21 protein-coding genes are annotated in these 24092 nt (G+C 61.9%); 2 read left to right on the forward strand and 19 right to left on the reverse strand.

The features are described 5' to 3' along the window. Positions 1-644 precede the first annotated feature (644 nt). The 8 genes from KHO30_RS26605 to KHO30_RS26640 all read right to left on the reverse strand — a co-directional run bounded on the left by KHO30_RS26605 (position 645) and on the right by KHO30_RS26640 (position 9276). Positions 645-1928: a dienelactone hydrolase family protein gene (locus KHO30_RS26605; RefSeq protein ID WP_211702849.1), complete on the reverse strand. Its 1284-nt coding sequence runs from the start codon at positions 1926-1928 to the stop codon at positions 645-647. A 587-nt stretch (positions 1929-2515) separates the two neighbouring features. After that, a complete protein-coding gene (locus KHO30_RS26610) occupies positions 2516-2965 on the reverse strand; it encodes a YchJ family protein (RefSeq protein WP_093645731.1) in 450 nt (149 codons plus the stop codon). Between the two features lie 7 nt (positions 2966-2972). Next, the gene (locus tag KHO30_RS26615) at positions 2973-4103 is read right to left on the reverse strand and encodes an acyl-CoA dehydrogenase family protein (protein ID WP_211702850.1); all 1131 of its coding nucleotides are present in this window, start codon (positions 4101-4103) and stop codon (positions 2973-2975) included. A gap of 48 nt (positions 4104-4151) precedes the next feature. Continuing rightward, on the reverse strand, positions 4152-4829 hold the full coding sequence (locus KHO30_RS26620) for an SDR family oxidoreductase (RefSeq protein ID WP_093645726.1): 678 nt from the start codon (positions 4827-4829) through the stop codon (positions 4152-4154). A gap of 39 nt (positions 4830-4868) precedes the next feature. Next, the gene (locus KHO30_RS26625) at positions 4869-6077 is read right to left on the reverse strand and encodes an acetyl-CoA C-acetyltransferase (RefSeq protein ID WP_200564104.1); all 1209 of its coding nucleotides are present in this window, start codon (positions 6075-6077) and stop codon (positions 4869-4871) included. A 7-nt stretch (positions 6078-6084) separates the two neighbouring features. Continuing rightward, on the reverse strand, positions 6085-6861 hold the full coding sequence (gene can, locus KHO30_RS26630; RefSeq protein WP_154564192.1) for a carbonate dehydratase: 777 nt from the start codon (positions 6859-6861) through the stop codon (positions 6085-6087). Between the two features lie 94 nt (positions 6862-6955). Beyond that, positions 6956-8785 carry a bifunctional isocitrate dehydrogenase kinase/phosphatase gene (aceK, locus tag KHO30_RS26635; protein ID WP_211702851.1) on the reverse strand — a complete coding sequence of 610 codons (1830 nt, stop codon included), beginning with the start codon at positions 8783-8785 and terminating at the stop codon, positions 6956-6958. 86 nt (positions 8786-8871) lie between these two features. Next, positions 8872-9276 carry a MerR family transcriptional regulator gene (locus KHO30_RS26640; RefSeq protein ID WP_054035656.1) on the reverse strand — a complete coding sequence of 135 codons (405 nt, stop codon included), beginning with the start codon at positions 9274-9276 and terminating at the stop codon, positions 8872-8874. Positions 9277-9464: 188 nt separating this feature from the next. Here KHO30_RS26640 and KHO30_RS26645 point away from each other — a divergent pair, with 188 nt between their 5' ends. After that, positions 9465-10535, forward strand: a complete 1071-nt coding sequence (locus KHO30_RS26645) for an MBL fold metallo-hydrolase (RefSeq protein WP_211702852.1) — start codon at positions 9465-9467, stop codon at positions 10533-10535. A gap of 83 nt (positions 10536-10618) precedes the next feature. On the opposite strand, the gene KHO30_RS26650 is transcribed toward KHO30_RS26645, so the two are convergent. From KHO30_RS26650 to argS, 6 genes are all read right to left on the reverse strand, one after another. Next, positions 10619-12205: an ABC transporter substrate-binding protein gene (locus tag KHO30_RS26650; protein WP_093645716.1), complete on the reverse strand. Its 1587-nt coding sequence runs from the start codon at positions 12203-12205 to the stop codon at positions 10619-10621. Between the two features lie 234 nt (positions 12206-12439). After that, positions 12440-13258 (reverse strand): helical backbone metal receptor, encoded by an 819-nt coding sequence (locus KHO30_RS26655; RefSeq protein ID WP_211702853.1) that lies wholly within the window; start codon positions 13256-13258, stop codon positions 12440-12442. A gap of 3 nt (positions 13259-13261) precedes the next feature. Further along, positions 13262-14035, reverse strand: coding sequence for an SDR family oxidoreductase (locus tag KHO30_RS26660; RefSeq protein ID WP_211702854.1), 774 nt, complete (start codon positions 14033-14035; stop codon positions 13262-13264). Positions 14036-14051: 16 nt separating this feature from the next. Further along, a complete protein-coding gene (locus KHO30_RS26665; RefSeq protein WP_093645709.1) occupies positions 14052-14690 on the reverse strand; it encodes a thiol:disulfide interchange protein DsbA/DsbL in 639 nt (212 codons plus the stop codon). A gap of 197 nt (positions 14691-14887) precedes the next feature. Then, entirely contained in the window at positions 14888-15706 is an 819-nt protein-coding gene (locus KHO30_RS26670; protein WP_093645706.1) for an SPOR domain-containing protein, read from the reverse strand. Between the two features lie 61 nt (positions 15707-15767). Then, a complete protein-coding gene (gene argS / locus KHO30_RS26675) occupies positions 15768-17558 on the reverse strand; it encodes an arginine--tRNA ligase (protein WP_211702855.1) in 1791 nt (596 codons plus the stop codon). Between the two features lie 342 nt (positions 17559-17900). Between argS and KHO30_RS26680 the strand changes: the two genes are divergently transcribed. Next, positions 17901-18227 (forward strand): DUF1840 domain-containing protein, encoded by a 327-nt coding sequence (locus tag KHO30_RS26680; RefSeq protein ID WP_093645699.1) that lies wholly within the window; start codon positions 17901-17903, stop codon positions 18225-18227. 130 nt (positions 18228-18357) lie between these two features. Here the strand turns inward: KHO30_RS26680 and KHO30_RS26685 are convergent, their stop codons facing one another. The 5 genes from KHO30_RS26685 to KHO30_RS26705 all read right to left on the reverse strand — a co-directional run bounded on the left by KHO30_RS26685 (position 18358) and on the right by KHO30_RS26705 (position 24066). Next, positions 18358-18567: an acid-shock protein gene (locus KHO30_RS26685; RefSeq protein WP_093645696.1), complete on the reverse strand. Its 210-nt coding sequence runs from the start codon at positions 18565-18567 to the stop codon at positions 18358-18360. 157 nt (positions 18568-18724) lie between these two features. Beyond that, positions 18725-21514 (reverse strand): methionine synthase, encoded by a 2790-nt coding sequence (metH, locus tag KHO30_RS26690; protein ID WP_425312920.1) that lies wholly within the window; start codon positions 21512-21514, stop codon positions 18725-18727. Between the two features lie 13 nt (positions 21515-21527). Continuing rightward, complete coding sequence (locus tag KHO30_RS26695; protein WP_200618622.1) at positions 21528-22598, reverse strand: homocysteine S-methyltransferase family protein; 1071 nt, start codon at positions 22596-22598, stop codon at positions 21528-21530. 304 nt (positions 22599-22902) lie between these two features. After that, positions 22903-23160 (reverse strand): BTH_I0359 family protein, encoded by a 258-nt coding sequence (locus KHO30_RS26700; RefSeq protein ID WP_007179533.1) that lies wholly within the window; start codon positions 23158-23160, stop codon positions 22903-22905. A gap of 117 nt (positions 23161-23277) precedes the next feature. Then, on the reverse strand, positions 23278-24066 hold the full coding sequence (locus tag KHO30_RS26705) for an alpha/beta fold hydrolase (RefSeq protein WP_200652554.1): 789 nt from the start codon (positions 24064-24066) through the stop codon (positions 23278-23280). Between the last annotated feature and the right edge of the window lie 26 nt (positions 24067-24092).

Here is a 24092-nt window from a genome sequence, read left to right on the forward strand (position 1 = left end):
TCCTTGATCTGGCTTTGGTGCCTTTCCTTGATTTGCTAGTGGTCTATTAGTGTTGCCCCTGTGCGGGGCGGCACTTACTTTCTTTGCCGCCGCAAAGAAAGATAAGCAAAGAAAGCGGCTAGAAGCCCCTGCTAAGTGGGCACCGTGGTCTGCTGCGGGTAGTGGTGCGACTGGAATCCGTGTTCTCTCACATTCGGCGCTAGTGACAAAGGAGTCATCAGCTCCCACTCCGCACTGCGTGCGTCGCGGACGGGTTTGCATGGGAAACCAGGGGCTTCGGTTGAGATGCGGGGAGACGAGCGAAACGGGGGAATGAAACGTAGAGGGAGGTTTGGTGAAGTACTCTTCGGCGCGCGGAGCGCCGCCGGAAGTATGACGCCCTTGTCACAAGCACGTGCCGGGCACGAACACAGATTCCAGATGCACCACTACCCTGTGTGGGCTGCGGGACCCGCTTAGCAGGGGCTTCTAGCCGCTTTCTTTTGCCTACTTTTCTTTGCGGCGGCAAAGAAAAGTAGGTGCCGCCCCGCACAGGGGCAACGCTAATAGACCACTAACAAATCAAGGAAAGGCACGAAAACCAGAACAAGGCCAAAGCCCCAGGCAACCGAACAAACAAGCGCCGCGAAGGCAAATCAAAACCTTCAATTCCGGCTAGCAATAGCGCGCCGATCATTAGCAGCCCCAGCTGCCGACGAAGAACCAGAATCCGCCGTCTGCGAAGACCCCTTCCCCCATACAACGGAGTTGTCAACGGCATACAACCGGCAAGGCGCCGAACTCTGCTTCTGGCAATTAGCAATGGCAACAGACATCGGATTATCACCACCTTCCGCCCACGACCAGGCCCCCGAATCCGACACAGCAAAAGCCCGGCTAGGATACTGATGCAAGAAGTTGCGATAACCGTTACGCCCGGCTTCATCAACAAACGGAACAGAGTCGACCGCATCGACAGCAGCAAAACCGCTCGCCTTCGGCGCCGAAGGATCATCGACCCGATACTGCACGCCCGTAGGCATCCCAACGCGCGCAAGAAACGCCTCGACAGCAGGCCACCAGATCTGCACGCCATCGCGATCGCCCACGAGCCGATGCGCGTCATTCTTGTAATTGCCGAAATCCACCATCTTCGCGCTCGCGCCATGCGCGGCATACGCGGCATACATGCCGGCCACCAGCGGCGCGGTCCACACCGAATCGTTATCGCCGTACAACCACAGCGACGGCACCTTTGTCTTCTCGCCATAGGCGCCAAATGCATGCGTCAGATTGCCCTGCCAGTCGGTGCACGCGTCCTGCCGCAAACCGCCCGAGAAATTGATCAAGGCACGCACGCCCGATGCAGCCTCGGGGCCGTAAGCAATCGTCGCGAGACCGCCGTGCGAGGTGCCGGCCACTACGATGTGCGTGGCATCCACGTACGGCTGCTTTGACATGAAATCGATCGTCGCGGCCACGTCGCCGGCCTGGCCGATGCCGTTGCGTTCGACGTCGCAACCGTCCTGCTGATACGTACCGTCCGAATGGCCGAAGCCCTGGCGGTTCGGCGCCACCACCACGTAGCCGCGGCGCACGAATTCGCGCGCGAACGGCCGCGGGTCGCTGCGTTCCTGCGTGCGTGGGTCGCCGGGAATCTTGCCGTGGTTGAAAACGATCATCGGAAACGGACCTGCGCCGTCCGGTTTGTAGATCGTGGTTTCGAGCGTGACAGTGCCGGCAGCGTTAACCGGCACGCGGATGATCTGTTCGTTGAGGCCCGCGGTGGGCAGATAGACATCGTCGTCGAGTGCGATGCGCGGCACCTGCGCGCGAGTGAGAGGCCCCGCCTGGGTGTCGGCGAGCGGCTCGGCATGCGCGAGTGCGATGGCGCACATCGCTGCTGCACAAGTCACCGCGCACTTCGTCAGAACCTTGCTGAACACCATTGACGCACCTGCCTCAAAAACCTGCCCTTAACACCGTGACGTTTTGTCTGTCGAATATCGTTGCTGACAATTGCCTTTCATCGGCGTTTTCGACAAACAAAAACACACTCGCGTACGTAGTGCGGCAAGCGCACGCACGCTGATCGAGATCGCACGGGATGAACCCAAACGGCCGACGCGACCCCACGCGCCGATGATGAGCGTCACACATGCTGCCCGGAACCGCCGCCGAACCCTTGCTGGTGGGCTATCGGCAGCTACCTGCGCATTTTGCGGAATCGGTATGGACCTGTTCTCGCAACGTGACGTCACAAACCTACGGCCTCATCCTGGCACGACAATTTTGTTTTGTGCAATAAAGGAGAACCCGCGACGCAATAATTGCCGGGTGCGGATCAGGGCGTGTTCGCCCCGTCGGAAGGCCGAAACCGCCTGCCTCGCAGCGCTTGGCTGCCCGAAGTAATTTGTCGAAATATGCGCGCTGTGGTGTCGAGCCAACACGAAAAAAAGGCCCTCGTTTGAGGGCCATATGTGATGACGGTTTTATTGCGCACCGCCAAGCCGTGTAAGGCTTTCGAAGGTACGGCTTATTCGTTGACGTCACCGTCGACATAGCGCCAGCGTCCATCCTCACCGCGTATGAAGCGGCTCAGTTCGTGCAGCCGGTGGGCGCGGCCACCTACCTTGTATCGTGCGACGAATTCGACTGTCGCATGATCGGCGCTGGTTTCAGCGAAGGCTTTGATCTGCAGTCCGAGCCAACGTGGCGCGTCGGGGGCGGCAGGGTCGGCGTCGAGATCCGTGGGGCAGGTGTGCGGTGCCCAAGTCGCGCGCAAATAATCCGTTGCGCCCACAACATACGCGCTGTAACGCGAGCGCATCAGTTCGAGCGCGCGTGGCGCTGTTTCACCGCCATCGATATAGCGGCCACAGCATTGCGCAAAGCGCGGCGGTTTGGCGCCGCTGCGCTGATCGGGCGCGGCGCCGCCGCAGGGGCAGTCGGACGGTCGTTGCGTTGACAACAATGGCTTATTCATCAGACTTTCAGGCAAGGCCGCGTGCGATCAAAATTTTCTGGATGTCACTGGTGCCTTCGTAGATCTGGCACACGCGTACATCGCGGTAGATGCGCTCGACAGGGAAGTCGCTCAGATAGCCGTAGCCGCCATGAATCTGCAGGGCGGCCGAGCAGATGCGCTCGGCGGCTTCGGATGCAAACAGCTTGGCCATCGCGGCTTCGGTCAGGCAAGGTTGCCCGGCGTCTTTTAGCGAAGCCGCATGCCAGATCAACTGGCGCGCGGCTTCGAGCTGGGTCGCCATATCGGCGAGGCGAAATTGCACGGCCTGGTGAGAAAACAGCGGCTGGCCGAAGCTCTCGCGCTCCTTCGCATACCCCAATGCCGCTTCGAACGCGGCGCGCGCCATGCCGACGCTTTGCGCGGCGATACCGATGCGCCCGCCTTCGAGCCCTGATAGCGCAATCCGATACCCTTCGCCTTCCGCGCCGATCAGGTTCGCGGCCGGCACGCGGCAATCTTCGAAAATAATCTGCGCGGTGTCCGACGAATGCTGACCGAGCTTCTCTTCGACGCGCGCGACGACATATCCCTTCGTATCGGTGGGCACGATGAACGCGCTGATGCCGCGCTTACCCGCCGCCTTGTCGGTCACGGCCATCACGATCGCGACGTTGCCGTTCTTGCCGCTCGTGATGAACTGTTTGACGCCGTTCAACACGTAGCTGTCGCCATCGCGTGTCGCGGTGGTGCGCAGCGCGGAGGCGTCCGAGCCCGCTTGCGGTTCGGTCAGGCAAAACGCGCCGAGCATCTCGCCGCGCGCGAGCGGCGTGAGCCAGTCGCGTTTCTGCGCGTCGTTGCCATAAGTCAGCAGAATGCTGCACACCGGGCAGTTGTTGACCGAGATCGCGGTCGAGGTGCCGCCGTCGCCCGCAGCGATTTCTTCGAGGATCAGCGCGAGCGCCAGCGCGTCCATGCCGGCGCCGCCGTAGGCTTCGGGCACCAGCACGCCGTACGCGCCGAGCTCGGCGAGCTGGCGATGCACGTCCTTCGGAAAGGTGCGCTCGCGGTCCCATTGCGCCGCATACGGCGTAACGGCTTCGCGGACGAACGTGCGCACCGCGTCGCGGACCATCAGACGATCCTGATCAAGCACCATGGCTCGGTCTCCTCATTAGTCTCCCTACCTGTCTCTTCACTAGCTTCTTTACCAGTCGAGCGCCGTGCCGTCGTATTGGTAGAAGCGGCCGTTGAATGCTTCATGTGCGGCCGCGGCCTGCGCAAGCACTTCACGCATGCCGGTGACGCTGCGCACCGGATCGATCGCCGCTTGCGCGCCACCCATGTCGGTGCGCACCCAGCCAGGATGCAGCGAAATGCAGGTTGCGCGCGTGGCGTCCAGTGAAGCGATCTTCAGCGCGTCATTCAGCGCAGCCTTGCTCGCCCGATACAGCCAGCCAGTCGTGCCACTTGCGTCGCCGATGCTACCCATCTTGCTCGAGATCACCGCGAACACACCGCCCGCTTCTTCGACGAGCGGCAGCAGGATCGGCATCAACTGCATCGGACCGCGCACGTTGGTATGCATGACCTGGTCGAAGTCTTCCGCCGTAATCGTCTCGATGTCCTCGGTGCGCGGGCCGTACACGCCGGACACCAGCACCGCTGCGTCGAGCCGCTCGCCGTCGAGCTTCCAGCCGAGCGCGGCGATTTCTTCGGGTGCGGTGACGTCGAGTGAAAACGTCTCCGCGCCGAGCGCCTTCAGCGCGTCGAGAGCGGCGCCATCGCGCGCGGTGGCGAGCACGCGCCAGCCGCTCTTTATGTATTGCCGCACGAACTCCTGGCCGATGCCGCGCGATGCACCGACGATCAACACTGTCTTCATCGAATCACCTCAAGCTTGCAAACACCCGGTAACAGCGCGTCAAACCAGTTCAATGCCCATCGCGGTCGCTTCGCCGCCGCCGATGCACAGCGTCGCGACACCGCGCTTCAGACCGCGATTTTTCAACGCGCCGATCAGCGTGACGAGAATCCGCGCGCCCGAAGCGCCGATCGGATGGCCGAGTGCGCAGGCGCCGCCGTTCACGTTGACCTTGTCGTGCGGCAGATGATGTTCCTTCATTGCGGCCATGGTGACCACCGCGAACGCCTCGTTGACTTCGTACAGATCCACTTCGTCGGCGCGCCAGCCGTTCTTCTCGAAAAGCTTGCGAATCGCGCCGACCGGCGCGGTGGTGAACTTCGCGGGTTCCTGAGCGAAGGTGGAGTGGCCGACCACGCGAGCAAGGGGCTCGACGCCGAGACGCTTCGCGGTCGATTCACGCATCATCACGAGCGCCGCGGCACCGTCGGAAATCGATGATGAATTCGCTGCCGTCACCGTGCCGGTTTTGCTGAACGCGGGCTTGAGCGTCGGAATCTTGTCGAGGTTCGCCTTGAACGGCTGCTCGTCGTGATCGATGGTCACGTCGCCCTTGCGGCTTTCCACCTTCACCGGCGCGATTTCCCACGTGAACGAACCGTCTTCATTCGCACGCTTTGCACGATTCAGTGACTCGACGGCGAATGCATCCTGCGCTTCGCGTGTGAAGTCGAACGAGGCCGCGCATTCCTCGGCGAAGGTGCCCATCAGACGGCCTTTTTCGTAGGCATCTTCGAGACCGTCGTAGAACATGTGGTCGATCACCTGGCCGTGACCCATGCGCATGCCGTTACGCGCTTTCGGCAACAGATACGGCGCGTTCGTCATGCTCTCCATGCCACCCGCGACGATCACATCGACCGAGCCCGCGGCCAGCATGTCGTGCGCGAACATCGCCGCGCGCATGCCGGAGCCGCACATCTTGTTGACGGTGGTGCTGCCGGTGCTCAAAGGCAAGCCGGCGCCGAGCGCGGCCTGACGCGCGGGCGCCTGGCCGAGGCCGGCGGGGAGCACGCAACCCATTACCACTTCATCGATCTGCTCAGGCTTCAACCCGGCGCGTTGCACGGCGGCTTCGATTGCAACCGAGCCCAACTGCGGCGCGGTTAGCGTTGCGAAATCGCCCTGAAATGCCGCCATCGGCGTACGGGCCACACCTACGATTACGATCGGATCAGACTTTGTCTCGCTCATGTTTGTCTCACTCATGTGGGTGTCATTCATGCTTAAGTTGTTTGATCACACCTTCGACGATGGCCGGCACGTCGCCGAGCTGGGCCGCTTCGGCGGCCGCCGCATCGTTGTCTTCCTGGTACGCACCGCCGGCCGATACGGCCGCGATGCAGCGCTTATAGGTTGCATCGAGCGCCGCGGGGTCGTTGATTGTCATGCCGAGGTCGCGCACCTTGCCGTCATGCACGCCATACACCCAGCCGTGCACCGTGAGTTCCTGGCCACGCGCCCACGCGTCATTGATGATGGTGGTCCGGCATACGTTCATGACCTGTTCGATCGCATTCAGTTCGACCAGCCGCCGATGGCGCGCCTCGCCGAGCGGCCATTCTTCGATCAGCGCAGCATGCTTGGTGCGCACGTCCTGCACGTGATGCAGCCAGTTATCCGCGAGACCCACGCGGCGGCCGTGCAGCGCCGCGCCGACGCCCGAGCAGCCGTAGTGACCCACCACCATGATGTGCTTGACCTTCAGCAGATCGACGGCGAACTGGATCACCGACAGGCAGTTCAGATCCGTATGCACCACCACGTTGGCGATATTTCTGTGCACGAACACTTCACCTGGCGGCAGGCCGATGATCTGGTTGGCCGGCACGCGCGAATCGGAGCAGCCGATCCACAGATATTCGGGTGTCTGCTGGTGCGCGAGACGCGAGAAGTACTCCGGGTCTTCGGACAGCTTGCGGGCCACCCACGCGTCGTTATTGTCGAACAGATGGGCAAGCGGATTGGCAGCGGGAGAAGCGTTCGTGTTCATGTTGAGTCTTGGCGGTTGCTCGACCGATTGACCGGTCGATGTCGTTGCATAAGGTTCGGACGATGCATTCAACGATGCGGGCAGCGCATAGTGCTTACGCCACGCGCACGGTGCGTTCATCTGCCTGGTTCTCCGCGGGTCCGGACGCCGTATCGGCGAATCGTTCCGGATAGCGGATGCAGAAGCGCACGCTGCTGTCGTACGGGAAAACGTCGGGCAGTTCGCCTTTCAATAAATGATCCTTGTGCCGTTGCCACAGCGCTGGATCGAAGAAGTCCGCGTGATACTGCATGAAGGACCGGCGCACGCGTGGATCGCCGAGCAGAAAGGTGCCGTATGTCTCCGGGAAAATGTCGTGCGGGCCGACCGAGTACCATGGCTCGCCCGACATTTCGTCTTCCTCGTAACGTGGCGCCGGCACTGCGCGCACGTTGCATTCCGTCAGGTATTCGATTTCATCGTAGTCGTAGAACACGACGCGGCCATGACGCGTCACGCCGAAGTTCTTGTACAGCATGTCACCAGGGAAGATGTTTGCCTGCATCAATTCCTTGATCGCGTTGCCGTATTCCTTGATGCCGTGTTCAACGTCGTCATCGCTGCCGTTTTGCAGGAACAGATTGAGCGGCACCATCCGGCGTTCGATATACATGTGACGAATCACCAGGTTGTCGCCGTCGTATTCGATCAGGGACGGCACTTCCTTTTCAAGTTCGCGCAGCAGCGCTTCGTCGAGCCGAGAAATGGGCAGCGCGACGCTCGAATATTCGAGCGTGTCGGCCATGCGGCCCAAACGGTCGTGACGCTTGACGAGCTGATACTTTCGCTTGATCTGCTCGCGCGTGGTTTCCTTCGGCGGCGGAAAGTGGTCCTTGATCAGCTTGAATACGTACGGAAACGACGGCAGCGTGAACACCAGCATCACGAGCCCCTTGATGCCGGGCGCGATGATGAACGGATCGCTGGAATGCTTCAGATGGTGCAGCAGATCGCGATAGAACAGATTCTTGCCCTGCTTCTGCAAACCCACCGACGTATAGATTTCCGCCTTCGGTTTGCCCTGCATGATCGTGCCGAGAAACTCGACATAGGCGGAAGGCACTTCCATGTCCACCAGGAAGTACGAATGCGAGAAGCTGAAGATGATCAGTAACTGGTCGCGTTTGAGCAGCACCGTATCGAGCGCGAGCACGCCGGGCTTCACATGGCGCAGCGGCACCGCGAATGGCAGCAACAGATCGCCGTTGATGATCCGTCCAACGATATACGCCGACTTGTTTCGAAAAAACAGCGACGAAAGCACGTGAATCTGGAAGTTGGGCGCTTCGTCGAACACGCCGAACGCATCGTGGATCGCTTGCATCACGCATTCGACGTCGCGCGTCAGATCCTCAAACGGAGGCTCCAGCTGGAAGTTCGTGACGATGCGCTCGAGCGTCGCGGCAAGACCGTCCTTGCCGGGGTAATACGCACGATAGGTCGGCTTCGCCGCCGGTTCATCGTTCTCGATGTATTCGGTCGAGATCGCCGGGCGCACGAAAATAAAGTCGTTGTTGAAATACGAACGGTGCAGGATCTTGCAGCACACCGAATTGAAGAACGTCTCCGCGCACTCGGGCTGGCGGTGCGTGGTCAGGAGGCCGATGTAGTGGAGCTTGATCTGCTGCCACACTTCGTCGTCGATATTCTCGGCGTCGTATTCGTCTTCGAGCAGTTCGACGCATTCCTCGACGCGGTCGTCATACGATGTGATGCGCTCGCGCGCCAGCGTTTGCAGGCCGTGCCAGTCGGCAGCTTCGAACAGCGTTTTGGCATGGATCGCGGCGTCACGGAAGATGCGGTAGTGCCGATCGAATCCTTCGAGCATCGTCTGGGCGACGTCAAAGCCGATCTGTGACGACAGCAGTTTGGGAAAGTGATTCATGTCGGCCGTGCATTCATCCCATGTCGTGAAGACACCCGTGATTGTATCGTCCGGGTGCACTCGCGGCGCGTCGCGCCGTTCTCCGCTCAGGCGGACCTGGTCTCGCGTGAACCGCCTTCCAGCAACGCGCGCGCCTGAGTTTCGTACTGCGCGAGGTCTTCGAGCGTTGCGTTCAGATCTTCCAGTTGACGTTCGAGCACGTCGCGATGGCGCGCCACCGTAGCAAGGAAAGCCTGCAATTGCGGCACGGTGTCGGTCGGCGACTCGTAGACGTCAAGCAGATCGCGAATCTCCGACAGCGTGAAGCCGAGCCGCTTGCCGCGCAGCGTGAGCTTCAGGCGGGTTCGATCGCGGCCCGAATAAACGCGCCGCAAGCCGCTCGATCCCTCACGGCTGGGCGAGAGTAAACCCTGGTCTTCGTAGAAGCGGATCGCCCGCGGCGTGACGTCGAATTCCCGCGCGAGCTCGGTGATCGTGTATTGCGTGTTCATCGGGGCATCCCGTAGCCGGGCAGAAAATCGGATTGAACGATAGAATCGACGTTTACGTTATCGTCAACTTGATCGAAACGCAACTACGGCGCAATACGGCACCGGCATGTCCCGGCCGGGCCGCAACCACGCCGTCCGGCATCGCATACCTCGCCATGCCGGATGGCCGACGGAGGAAGACAAGCACAATGAATGCACTCGAACATCAACTCGACTACCTGTTCAAGGACACCTTGCCCGAAGCGGGCCAGGCGATGGAAGTCGCGCCTGGCGTGTTCTGGCTGCGCATGCCGCTGCCGTTCGCACTCGACCACATCAATCTGTGGCTGCTACGCGATGAGATCGACGGCCAGCAAGGCTGGACGGTAGTCGACTGCGGTATTACGTCGGACACGATCAAGGAGAACTGGGAGAAAGTGTTCGACTCGGTGCTCGACGGCCTGCCGGTGCTGCGCGTGATCGTCACGCATTGCCACCCGGACCACATCGGCCTTGCGCACTGGATCTGCAGCGGCGGCGACAAGAAACGCTGGGACGTGCGCCTGTGGATGACGCTTGGCGAATACATGCAGGCCCGCGTGATGGCGGCCGGCGACGGCTCGAATGCGGGCGGCGAGGGCGCGGCGCGCCACTTCGCACGTCACGGTTTGAACGACGAGACGTCGCTCGAGAAACTGCGCAATCGCACGAGCTACTACGCGAGCCTCGTGCCGGCGATTCCGGGGCAGTACCGCCGCCTGCGCGAAGCCGATCGCGTGACGATCGGCGGCAAAACGTGGCGTGTGGTAACGGGCTTCGGCCATTCGCCGGAACACTGCGCGTTGCATTGCGAAGAGACGGGCACGCTGATTTCCGGCGACATGGTGCTGCCGCGTATTTCGACCAACGTCTCGGTGTTCGACATGGAGCCCGAAAGCACGCCGCTCGCGCTGTATCTGGAATCGCTCGGCCGCTACGAGACGATGCCTGAAGACACGCTCGTGCTGCCGTCGCATGGCAAGCCGTTTCGCGGCGTGCGTACGCGGATCAAGCAATTGCGTGAGCATCATGACGCGCGTCTGGCTGAAGTGCGCGAGGCCTGTGCGGAGAAGCCGCAAAGCGCCGCGGATATCGTGCCGTTGATGTTCAAGCGCCAGCTCGACATCCATCAGATGACATTCGCGATGGGTGAGGCGTTAGCGCACTTGCATCTGCTGTGGTTGGCCGGCGAGTTGAAGCGCACGCAGGACGCGGATGGGGTGATCCGGTTCTCGGCGTGATCGCGTCGACAGGTTGATACGTCGATAAAAAAGCCCGGTTGCGAAAAGCAACCGGGCTTTATTTAAATCGGCGAGACAGAGTCTTACTGTACCGCCACCGTCGCAAAGTTCTGCCGTCCGAACGGACTCACGTGATATCCGCTCACGTTCGTACGTGTGATGGCCGCCGCGGTCGGATAACCCAGCGGAATCCACAGCGCCTGATCGTGGATGATCTGCTGCGCCTGTTCATACGCCTTCGCGCGTTTGGCCTGATCGGGCGTGGTCTTGCCGTCGGCGATCAGTTTGTCCAGATCCTGATCGCAGAAGCGCGCGAAATTGATCCCAGACTTCACCGCATTGCAGCTGAAGAGCGGCGACAGGTAGTTGTCCGGATCGCCGTTGTCGCCAGCCCAGCCCATGAACAACGTGTCATGCTGGCCTTGTTTGGCCTGCTTGATCAGCTCGCCCCATTCGATCACCTTCACTTCCGCCTTCACGCCGATCTTCGCGAAGTCGGCTTGCAGCAGTTCGGCGCCGGCCTTCGGATTCGGGTTCAGCACGCTGCCGTTCGGACGCACCCAGATCGTCGTTTCGAAGCCGTTCGGATAGCCCGCGTCCGCGAGCAGCTTCTTTGCCTTCACCGGATCGTACGGCCACGCTTTCACGGCTTTGTCGTAGCTCCACGTGTTCGGCGGATACGGATTGACGGCCGGCGTCGCGGTGTTGTCGAAGATCGCTTTCAGGTACGTGGTGCGGTCGAACGCCATGTTCAGGGCCGCGCGCACCTTCTGGTTGTCGAGCGGCTTCTTCTGCGTGTTCAGCGCGACGAAGGCGGTCATAAACGCCGGTGTCTGCACGATGGCAAGCGATTTGTCGCCCTTTGCTTCGGCGAGATCCTGCGGCTTCGGCGACAGCGCGATCTGGCATTCGCCGGCTTTCACCTTTTGCGCACGCACCGTAGCGTCCGGCGTGATCGCGTAGATCAGGCGGTCGATTTTCGGTTTCGTGCCCCAGTACGTCGGGTTCACGTCGTAGCGGATCACCGCGTCTTTCGTGTAGCTCTTCAATTCGAACGGACCGGTGCCGATCGGCTTCGCATTCAGGTCGACCTGTTTGCCGGCCTTGAGCAACTGGTCGGCGTATTCGGCCGAATAGATCGAGGCGAAACCCATCGTCAGGATCGACACGAAGGTGGCGTCCGGTGCGTTCAGTTCGAACTTGACGGTGTTGTCGTCAACCTTGCTGATCGACTTGATGAGCTTCGGCAAGCCCATCGATTGCGCGTGCGGGAAGCCGCTCGCGCCCGCCACCTTGTGCCACGGATTGCTGTCGTTGAGCATGCGGTCGAACGTGAAGACGACGTCGTCGGCATTCAGCGCACGGGTGGGTTTGAAGTAGTCGGTGGTCTGGAACTGCACGTTCGGGCGCAGATGGAACGTGTAGGTGAGGCCGTCGGCGCTCACGTCCCATTTGTCGGCCAGCGCGGGCACGACTTTCTTCGCGGCCTCGTCGTACGAGACCAGCGAATTGAAGATCACATCGGCCGACGCATTGGTCGTCACGAGCGAATTGAACTGCACGACATCGAAGCCGTCGGGGCTCGACTCGGTACAGACGGTCAGCGGTTTGGCGAGCACGAGCGCGGGCGCCGTGAACAGTACGGCGGCTGCGAGCAGTTTGAAGCGCATAGGATCTCCCATAACAAGCGCAGTCAGGCAGTGCGTCTGGTTGTGTGGTTATGTTCCGTTGACGGGTGGCGACCGGTCTGGCCGTCGTCTTTATTGTGATACGTTTCCGGCGCTGGCGCATGCTTTGGCTGCTGCGCTGCATGCACGTCCTCGCCTTCGCGAAAGCTTATCGAAGGGTGGTTGCGGCGACAACAATTTAATCCGCATATCCATATGGGCTGAGGGTGTTGCTGCTCATGATGCCGCCGCGCGCTGCATCAGGTAACCGATGCCTTCGATCGCGCGCACGCCGTACCACGACACCAACTCCCCATCGATCAACTCAATGCGCTTGCCGGCCAGACGCGGGTCACGCTTCAGGGCGTCGCAATGTGCTTGTGTGAAGCGATAGGGCTCGCTGGAGAGCAGTATGCGATCCACGCCGGCAAGCCATGGCGCGTGGTCGAAGTCGAGCACGGGATAACGCGCGGCACCGGCCGCGCCGCCTTCCACGTCGGGCAGCGTCTGCCAGTTCACGAGCCTGAGCATCGCGGCGATATAGGTGTCGCGCGCCACCGTCATCCATGGCTCGCGCCAGATCAGATACAACACGTTTTGCTCGGAAAACACCTGCGCGGCGGCCTCATACAGACGTATTTCGAGCGCCTCGCTCAGGCGTTGCGCTTCCTGCTCGCGGTCGAAGATCGCGCCCAGCAACGCGTACAGCGAGAGATTGTCTTGCGGCGTCTGCGGATGGGTCACGACGATATGCGGCACGAACGCACGCAATTGCTCGACGGTATCGCGCTCGTTTTCGTCGATATTGACGATCAGATGGGTGGGGCGCAAAGCACGAATCGCGTCGACGTTCACGGACTTGGTGCCGCCGACCTTGCGTACCTGCCGGACCTTGTCGCGGGGATGCACGCAAAAACCGGTGCGTCCGACAATCTGCCTGTCGAGCCCCAGAGCAAACAGCAATTCGGTGATGCTGGGCACCAGCGAGACGATGCGCGTACCGGCGCCCCCAATTTCGTGCGCGACGCCGGCTGCATCGACCGCACGAGGCTGCATGACTTACTCGGTGGCGGCGCGCGGTTTGCGCGGCGCGCGTTCGAAGGCGCGGTCGTAGAGCCAGCGCGGCAGCACGTGCAGCAGCATGGCCACGATGCGCATCTGCCATGGAAACACGGCAAACGCGGTTTGACGCTCGACCGCCCCGGCGACCTTCACCGCGAAGCGGTCGGCGTCCATCAGGAACGGCATGGTGTAGGGATTGTGCTCGGTCATCGGCGTGCGGATATAGCCGGGGGCGATCGTGACCACACCGACGCCGAGCGGCCGCATCTCGACGCGCAACGCTTCCAGATACTTGAGCGCCGCCGACTTCGACGCGCTGTACGCGCCCGACCCCGGCAAGCCGCGCACACTGGCGACGCTCGCGATCCCGACCAGCGTGCCTTTCTTTGCCGCGACCATCGCGGCGGCGAACGGCTCGAAGGTGGCGACCATGCCGAAATAGTTGATATCCATCACTTCGCGGAACGTGCGCAGATCGCCGTGCCCGGTGAGCGCACCGCGGCTGATGCCGGCATTGGCGATCACCACGTCCGGCAAACCGTGCTGCGCGATGAACTGTGCGGCCGCTTCAGCGAGCGCCTCGGCGTCGCGGACGTCGACGGAATAGGCGGAGATGGAATTCTGCGGATGAGACTGCTGGAAGGCGGTGAGAGCGTCGCCGCGGCGGGCGACCAGGCCGAGAATCGCGCCGCGCCGCGCATATTCGGCGGCGAGCGCGAGGCCGATGCCACTCGAGGCGCCGGTAATGAAGACCTTCAGGGGGGAGCTCATTCCGGCGCCTTCGACATCACATCTTCTTGGCGCGGACCTGCTGCACCAGATAGTCGAGCACCTGGATCGTGCCCGGCAGGCTGTTGGTCGCAGCCGGACCGGTTTCATACTTGCCTTGCACGGCCAGCGTCGGCACGCCGTCGATCTTGTAGTCGTCCATCAACTTCTTGTCTTTTTGCAGCGCGCTTTGCGTCGAGAACGAGTTGTACGCGTCCATGTACTTCTTCGGATCGACGCCGTTCTTCGCGAGGAACTTGGCCTGATCTTCCGGCGTCAGCAGGTAGTTCTTGTTGACGTGGATTTCATTGAAGACCTTCGGCGTGAGTTGCGTGGCGAGGCCGAGTGCGTCAAGCGCATGGTACATCTTCGAGTGCGGAATGAAGTCGTCGCGGAAGGCAACCGGCACGCGCTTGAACACCACGTCCGGACCTTGCTTCTTCACCCATGCTTCGAGGTACGGGTTGAATTCATTGCAGTGCGGGCAGCCGTACCAGAAGAATTCGGTTACTTCGATCTTGCCGGCCGGCACGTCCGTAGGTTGCGGCGTGGACAGCACGGTGTAGTCCTTGCCGGAAACCGGTGCGGCCGGCGATGCATGCGCCGTGGCGGCAACCAGGCCCAGCGAGAGGAACAGAATGCTCAGCAGTTTTTTCATGTTGTGATAACCCAAGTAGGCGGTAAAACGGTGGCGCCACGCAAATGCCCGTCACCGTTTTTAATGTCGGCGTTAGACGCTCTAGTCGTCCGTTGTGCTTGTCGGTTGTGTTTGCCGGTTGAGCTTGTGACTCGCGCCGCACGCCGATAGTTCGGCGGCGGCGCGTTCCGGTAAATCACGGTTTGTTTATTGTTGGCTTATTGCTTCGTAAAGCGGATCACGGCTGTATCCACGCCCGCGTCGGACAGACGCTGACGGCTCGAATTCATGTCCTCGAACTTCGAGAACGGGCCGATCCGCACACGGTAGTACGTCACGCCGCCTGCATCGCGCTGCGTGACCTTCGATTCAAAGCCCTGGAAGGCGAGCCGCGCGCGCTGCTGCTCGGCGTCGGCCGAGGTCTTGTAGGCGCCTACTTGCAGGAAGTAACCGGTGTTCGCGTCGCCCGCTGTCGGCGCCGCGCCTGAACCCGGCTTGGCGTTGGCAGCCGTGGCGGACGACGTACCCTTCGGCGCGGAGCCTGCCGCGGTGGCGGCCGGTGCGCTTGCGCCTTGCGGCTTTTTCACCGTACCGGTGGCCGTGCCGTTGCCGTTGTCCTGCGCGGGTTTCGGTGCGACTGCCGTGCCGTTCGCATTGCCATTCGACGGCGGCACTTCAACGATCTGCGGCTCTTCCAGCATGCCCGACTGCGTCTGCGCATTGGTCTGGCCCGGCGCGGTGTTCGGCGGCGCCGGTTGCGCGGCTTGCGGCACCGGCTGGCCCGGCGTCTTGCCTTGCAGCGGACGGTTCGGGTCGTATTGCTGCGCCTGGCTCGCGCCGGTGTCGGGCGCCGCGGGCGGCGCGACCTTCGAGACGAACGGCGTAGGCGCACGGGTGATATACAGCGCCACCACTACCGCGATCGCGAGACCAACGATCAGGCCTAGCACGATGCCGAGAAAAGTCCCCCCGGTTTGTTTCGATTGCGATTGCTTTGTTGTGCGGCGTGGTTTTGCCATCGTATGAATCACCTGCAAAAAGAATCCTGGAACGGCCGTCGATTATAACGACGGCCGCATGCATGTTGCGCCGGAGGACTTACATCTTGACGGGAGCGGAGACGCCGATCGTCGCGAGACCGTTGGCCAGCACCTGACGTGTGGCCGCAAGCAGCGCGACGCGTGCATTGCGCTCGGCAGCGTCGTCGACCAGCACGCGTTCGGCTCTGTCATTGTAGAACGAGTGGAATTCCCCGGCGAGGTCGCGCAGATAGAACGCGACCGCGTGCGGCGCGAGCTCGCCGGCGGCATGCTCCAGCATGTCCGGGAATTCGGCGAGCTTGTTCAGCAGGGCCATGGCGCGTTCGCTGGTGAGCGGCGACACGTCCACTGCGGCCAGCGTGCTTTCGTCCGTGTTGTAGCGCGCCTTGCATTCCGCGATGACCGAGCAGATCCGCGCGTGCGCATACTGCACGTAGTGCACCGGATTTTCGTCGTTCTGTTTCAACGCCAGGTCGATGTCGAACACGAATTCCGTATCGGCCTTGCGCGAGATCAGGAAGAAGCGCACGGCGTCGCGACCGCGGCGAATCGTCTCTTCGTCGATCAGGTCGACGGCGGCTTCCGAACCCGGCGTCGCGCCGCCCGACCATTCGATCAGGTCTCGCACGGTCACATAGCTGCCCGCGCGCTTCGAGATCTTCACCTCTTCACCGTTGCGCATCACCGTGACCATCTTGTGCAGGATGTAGTCGGGATAGCCCTTTGGAATGCCGATGCCGAGACCTTGCAGGCCGGCGCGCACCCGCGCGATCGTGCCGTGGTGGTCCGAGCCCTGAATGTTGATGACCTTGGTGAAGCCGCGTTCCCACTTGGCGACGTGGTAGGCGACGTCCGGCACGAAGTACGTGTAGGTGCCGTCGGTCTTGCGCATCACGCGGTCTTTGTCGTCGCCGTCGTCGGTGGTGCGCAGCCACAGCGCGCCTTCCTGTTCGTAGGTTTTGCCGGCGGCGATCAGCGCCGCCACGGTCTTCTCGACCCGGCCTTCCTTGTACAGCGACGACTCCAGGTAGTACTCGTCGAACTTCACGCCGAAGGCCTGCAAGTCCATGTCCTGCTCGCGGCGCAGGTAGGCGACCGCGAAGCGGCGGATTGCTTCGAGGTCTTCGACGTCAGCCGCGCCCGTGACGGGTTCGCCGTCGCTCGCGGCAACCGTGACGCCGTTCAGATAGTCTTTGGCGATGTCGGCGATGTACTCGCCGTTGTACGCCGAGGCGGGCCACCCTTCGTCGCCAGGCGCGAGGCCGCGGGCGCGTGCCTGGGTCGACAGGGCGAGCGTCTGGATCTGCACGCCGGCGTCGTTGTAATAGAACTCGCGGTGCACGTCCCAGCCTTGCGAGGCCAGCACGTTCGAGAGCGCGTCGCCGAGCGCGGCCTGGCGGCCGTGGCCGACGTGCAGCGGGCCGGTCGGGTTGGCCGAGACGAATTCGATCAGCACATGCTTGCCGGCTTCGCGCTGCGAACGGCCGAAGGCGTCCTTTTCGGCGAACACGGCGGCGATCACTGCCTGCTTGGCGGCCGCCGCGAGGCGCAGGTTGATGAAGCCGGGGCCGGCCACTTCGGCGGCTTCCACGAGACCCTTGGCTTGCGGCTGCGCGAGCAGCGCGTCGACGATCTGTTGCGCCAGCTGGCGCGGGTTGGCGCGTAGCGGCTTGGCGAGTTGCATCGCCACATTGCAGGCGACGTCGCCGTGCGCGGCGACCTTGGGACGCTCCAGCGTGATCGTGGGCGACACGAAGGCGGCTTCGCTCGCGCCCTGGGTTGCGTCAGCAACCTGCTTCACCGTGTCGGCGAGCAGTGTTTCGAGGGTATGTTTATGTGCAGGCAGCATGCTTGTTGCGAGTCCAGTGAGGCAATCCGGTGATGCGGAAGAAGCGGCGGCCGCGCGCGAGGCGCAGCCGATTCGTCAGAAGCGTGGAAAGCGGCGCTGCACCGGCCGGGATGCGCCGGGCACGTCGGGGCGTCATCGGGCACGTAGCGTGCAACGCGTCTGGCGCGGTGTGCGGCGCGCTTTTCCGTCCAGACGGATTTTAGCAGGTGCTAATATGTTCAATGAGATGCCCACCAAGGGCCGTGGCCGCCGTGCCTGATCGGCGTGTCAACGTAACGCGCGCCGACGGTCGGCTTACAGCCGTTCGCGCGTCAATCCAACATAACGAAAAAGGGAACAGTCATGCTGATTACTTTCAAATGTCGCGCCGCGCCGGACGTGATGATGCTGGAAAATCTCGCTCAGTACCTGGTCGGCATTGTCGGCAAGCGTCTGGGTGAGCGAGGTGTCATCACCCACGACGAACTGAGCGTCGCGATCACGAAACTCGAATCGGCGATCAGCGTCGACAAACAGGAACGTGCCGAGCACGACGGCCATTTTCACGAAGGCGAAGACGGCCACGAGCATCATGAGATCCCGCCGGGACTCGCCCAGCGTGCGTATCCGTTCCTCGACATGCTGCGCGCCGCGCAGAAGGAAAACGCGGATATCGTCTGGGGTATCTGATCCCGCGGCGGTCCGCTGGCGGTGGAGTTCGCCGCGCTCGCGGCGCTGGTCGTGACGTGTCAATGAAAAGAGCCCGCATCTGCGGGCTCTTTGTTTTTCACGGGTCTTGCGGCCCGCCTGCCGAAACGGCTTACTGGCTGGCGGCGTCCGCCGGGGCAGCCGCCGGTGCCGACGCACCCTTCTTGGCTTTTTGCTTCTTGGGCTTCTTGACGTGCTTCACGGTGGGCGGTGAATACGAACTGACCGCGCTGGAGCCGGCCGGAGCGGCGGGCTGGGCCAGCGCCACCGAGGCGCCTGCGGCGAGCGAAACAGCAGTCAATAACAGCGTCAGCTTCTTCATACGATTTTCTCCGTTGACGATTGCAATTTGATAAGCCGACGCGTTTTGGCCGCGTCTGGCGGGTTGATGCCGTTTCAGTCTACAAAGCCGAAAATTACACTGCCGCAAATATTCAGCCTAGCGTGCCCGATATAGTAGGTCGCCCGCCCCGCAAGGCTTACAGCAAAGGCGCGAGCGCCCGCTCAGCGTCTGTTTTCGACAACGACATGCGTTTTGCGTAGTCTTCCAGCTGGTCCTGGCCGATCTTGCCAACCGAGAAATAGGTGCTGTCCGGGTGCGCCAGATAGAAGCCGGAGACGCTGGCCGCCGGCAGCATGGCCAGCGATTCGGTCACGCTCATGCCGATTTCAGTGGCTTGCAGCACGTCGAACATGTCGCGTTTCACGAGGTGGTCCGGACAGGCCGGGTAGCCCGGCGCCGGGCGGATGCCGTGGTACTTTTCGGCGATCAGGTCTTCGTTGGAAAGGGTTTCGGCGTTCGCGTAGCCCCACAGGTCGCGCCGCACGCGGGCATGCAGTCCTTCGGCGAAGGCTTCGGCGAAGCGGTCGGCGAGCGCTTTGAGCATGATCGCGCTGTAGTCGTCGTGATCCTTTTCGAACTGCTTTTCCTTCACGTCCACACCCAGACCCGCCGTGACCGCGAACATGCCGATGTAGTCGGCCACGCCCGAGTCCTTCGGCGCGATGAAGTCGGCCAGCGACCGGTTCGGGCGCATCACGCCGTCCACCACCGGCCGCACGCTTTGCTGACGCAGGTTCCGCCACGTGAGCGCGACTTCCGAGCGCGATTCGTCCGTGTAGATCTCGATGTCGTCGTCGTTCACCGTATTGGCAGGCAGTAGCGCGATCACGCCGTTAGCCTGCAGCCAGCGGCCCTGGATCAGACGCGCGAGCATCGACTTGCCGTCCGAGAACACGCGGCGGGCCGATTCGCCGACGATCTCGTCGTTCAGGATCGCCGGATACGGGCCGGCCAGGTCCCAGGTCTGGAAGAACGGACCCCAGTCGATGTAGTTCGCCAGCTCGTTCAGATCGTAGTTCTTGAACACGCGGCGGCCGATGAACTTCGGCTTGACCGGCTTGTAGCCGGCCCAATCGACCTTGGTCTTGTTCGCGCGGGCTTCGGCGAGCGTGACCATGGGCAGCGCTTTCTTGTTGGCGTGCTGGTCACGGATGCGGTCGTAGTCGGCTTTGAGGTCGTCGACGTATTTCGCTGCGCCTTCATCGGACAGCAGGCTCGACGCCACGGAGACTGAGCGGGAAGCGTCCGGCACATACACCACCGGTCCCTCATAGTGCGGCGCGATCTTGACCGCGGTGTGCACGCGCGAGGTAGTTGCGCCGCCGATCAGCAACGGGATCTTCTTCACGCGGAAATAGTCGTCGCGTTGCATTTCCGAGGCGACGTAGGCCATCTCTTCGAGGCTAGGCGTAATCAGTCCGGACAAGCCGATGATGTCCGCGCCTTCGACCTTCGCCTTGGCGAGAATGTCGTTGCACGACACCATCACGCCCATGTTGACCACTTCGAAGTTATTGCACTGAAGCACCACCGAGACGATGTTCTTGCCGATGTCGTGCACGTCGCCCTTCACCGTAGCGATGACGATCTTGCCCTTCGCGCGCACATCGGCGCCGGCTTCGGCCATCAGCTTCTTTTCTTCTTCGATGTACGGGATCAGATGCGCGACCGCCTGCTTCATCACGCGCGCCGACTTCACGACCTGCGGCAGGAACATCTTGCCCTGACCGAACAGGTCGCCGACGACGTTCATGCCATCCATCAGCGGGCCTTCGATCACATTGATCGGACGACCGCCGGCTGCGGTGATCTTCGCGCGCACTTCCTCGGTATCTTCGACGATGAAGTTGGTGATGCCGTGCACCAACGCATGCGACAGGCGCTTCTCGACGGGCTGGTTACGCCACTCGAGGTTCTCTTCCTTCTTCGCGGCGCCGGTCTTGAACTTGTCGGCGATTTCCAGCAGACGATCAGTGCCGTCTTCACGGCGGTTCAGCACGACGTCTTCAACCCGCTCGCGCAGCTCCGGGTCGAGGTCGGCATACACGCCGAGCTGACCGGCGTTGACGATGCCCATGTCCATCCCCGCTTGAATCGCGTGATACAGGAACACGGTGTGGATCGCCTCGCGCACCGGATCGTTGCCGCGGAATGAGAACGACACGTTCGACACGCCGCCGCTGATCTTTGCGTAGGGCAGGTTTTCCTTGATCCAGCGCGTTGCGTTGATGAAGTCGACGGCATAGTTGTTGTGCTCTTCGATGCCAGTCGCAATCGCGAAGATGTTCGGATCGAAGATGATGTCTTCCGGCGGGAAGCCGACTTCGTTCACGAGGAAATCGTAGGAGCGCTTGCAGATCTGCGTCTTGCGCTCGAACGTATCGGCCTGGCCTTGTTCGTCGAAGGCCATAACGACCGCGGCCGCGCCGTAACGGCGAATCAGGTTCGCGTGGTGACGGAACGCTTCTTCGCCTTCCTTCAGCGAGATCGAATTGACGATTGCCTTGCCTTGCACGCACTTCAGACCGGCTTCGATCACGTCCCACTTCGACGAGTCGATCATGATCGGCACGCGCGCGATGTCCGGTTCCGATGCAATCAGATTCATGAAGCGGACCATCGCCGCTTTCGAATCGAGCATCGCCTCGTCCATGTTGACGTCGATGATCTGCGCGCCGTTTTCGACCTGCTGCCGCGCGACCGCGATCGCGTCGTCGAACTGGTCGTTCAGGATCATTCGCGCGAACGCCTTCGAGCCGGTCACGTTGGTGCGTTCACCGACGTTGATGAAGAGCGTCCCGGTCGTGACGTTGAACGGCTCGAGGCCGGAAAGGCGCATGGTGTGATCGGTCATGGCGTAGGTGCGGTTCGGTTGCGTACGATTACTTGCGTCGGGTTCGACAGCGGACGTGCAGCGGATCAGGATCGAGTCGCCGGGCTCAGGCCGCGTCGCGGTATTGCGTCGGCCATTGGCGCGGCTTCACTTCAGCCAGCGCCTTGGCAATCGCCGCAATATGCTCCGGCGTCGTGCCGCAGCAGCCTCCGGCGATATTCACGAGGCCTGCCTGCGCGAACTCCTTCAGCAATCCCGATGTATCGGCCGGCAATTCGTCGAAGCCCGTATCGCTCATCGGATTCGGCAAACCGGCGTTCGGATAGCACGACACATAGGTGTCGCACAGCTTGGCCAGTTCGGCGATGTACGGGCGCATCAGCGCCGCGCCCAACGCGCAGTTCAAGCCGAAGGTGAGCGGCTTGGCGTGACGCAGCGAGTTCCAGAAGGCCTCGACGGTTTGTCCCGAGAGAATCCGGCCCGATGCATCCGTGACGGTGCCCGAAATCATGATCGGCAGACGCTCGCCGGTGTCTTCGAACAGCTCGTCCAGCGCGAACAGCGCGGCCTTGGCGTTGAGCGTGTCGAAGATCGTTTCAACGAGGAACAGATCGCAGCCGCCGTCGAGCAAAGCCTTTGCCTGCTGGTAATACGCCGTGCGCAGTTCGTCGAATGTCACGTTGCGTGCGCCCGGATCGTTCACGTCAGGAGAAATGCTCGCTGTTTTCGGCGTCGGTCCGATCGCGCCGGCGACGAAGCGTGGCTTGTCGGGCGTCGAGTATTTGTCGCAGGCGGCGCGCGCCAGCTTCGCCGATTCGAGATTCATCTCGATGGCGAGGTCTTCCATTCCGTAGTCGGCTTGCGCAACCGTGGTCGCACCGAACGTGTTGGTTTCGATGATATCCGCGCCCGCCGCGAGGTACTGCTCGTGAATCTCGCCGATGATCTGCGGCTGCGTGATCGACAGCAACTCATTGTTGCCCTTGATGTCGCGTCCATAGTCCTTGAAGCGCTCGCCACGATAGCGGGCTTCGTCGAGCTTGTAGCGCTGGATCATCGTGCCCATTGCGCCGTCCAGAATCAGGATGCGCGACTTGAGCAGCGCGGGCAGCGCCGTGCCGCGTGTGTAGGCGGCGTCGGGACGGACTGGCGTGGCGGATTGAGCAGGCTGGTTCATGGCGGACGAGGGCTTGCGCCGGCTTTTTCGGGAAACCTGTCATTGTAGCCGCTGTGGGGCGGTCCCGCCCGGCGTGCGCTCAGCAGGCGGATGCGCGTGCCGCGGCAACGGTGGCATGGGCTGTGGTCGCAGCGGAAACAAACAGAGGAAATGACAAAGGAAACTACAAGGGAAACAAAACGGCCCAGCGAGGTGAAAGCCTGCTGGGCCGCGTTACTTCAACTGACCGCCTTATAAAGGCCGCCGGCTAAGCCGGTCGGCGCGGTCGATATATGTCGCCAAACCGTTACGTTTAACCCTTCAGTTAGTGAAGAATCACCGGTTGATGCATCAGGCTGTCGAATTGCCCGAGGAATTCGTCTACTTCATCCAGCGACGGTTCCTCTTCGATCAGCTTTTGCACATGCTCGCGGAAACGCGCTGCCATTGCACCATCAATGTAGATTTCGCGCTGCATGTTCTTGTCGACGATCTCGTAGCCGCCTGATTTCATGGCCAGCGGGCCTTCCTGCGGCGGAAACTCGACGACACAATAGTTGGGGCTGTTATAGATCATTTGCATGGCGACACTCCTTATTTCCGTTGGCTCCTGGCCATTCCTGCGCCATAGGTGGAGCTTGTGGTGTGGAATTCAAGGGGTGGGTCCGGATTGACGCTTGTACAGTTCCGAACCTACCGGTTAGACCGGCTTTCCAAGAAACGTTTCAAGCAGTGCAGCAAAACGGTGAGATTGCTCGATGGGCGCGAGATGAGCGGCATCGAGTAGTTCGAACTGCGCGCCTTGGATGGCGTCTGCTATTGCCTGCGTAGCAGCAGGTAGCGTGCCCGTGTCATGGCGGCCTCCCACGGCCAATGTTGGGCAACGAATTGTTCCCAGCTTACCGCGTAGATCGAAATCGCGCAGGGCTTCGCACGCCATGGCGTAGCCTTCTGGCAACGTATGGCTCAGCACGTCGCGAATCTGCTCGACGGCTTCGGGATGTGCTGCCTGGAAATCGGGCGTCAGCCAGCGGCTCAATGTTGCGGGCACGAGGGACGCCATGCCCTCCGTGCGCGCCGTTGCCGCACGTTGATCCCATATCGCGCGGCCTTCGGGCGGCGTGCCGCTCGTGGTGTCGGCAGCGGTCAGCGTGTCGACGCGCGACGGGTAGTCCAGCGTGAATTGCTGCGCGATCATGCCGCCCATCGACATGCCGACGAGATGCGTGGTGGGTGCGCCGAGCGCATCGAGCAGCGCGGCGAGATCGCGGGACAGATCGGCGACGCTGAATGGTTCGCTCGATACCGCGGTCTTGCCGTGGCCGCGCAGGTCGTAGCGCAGCACGGTGTACTCGTCGCGGAAATAGCCGGCGAGTTGATCCCAGACAGACAGATCGCCGCCGAGCTGATGAATGAACGTCAGCCACGGGCCGCCGCCCTCATTGCTCAGGACATAGCGCGTCTCGATACCGTTGATTTTCACTTGCATGCAGGCTCCTTGAAGGGAACGCGGTG

This window comes from Paraburkholderia aspalathi (assembly GCF_905220735.1).
Lineage (GTDB): Bacteria > Pseudomonadota > Gammaproteobacteria > Burkholderiales > Burkholderiaceae > Paraburkholderia > Paraburkholderia aspalathi.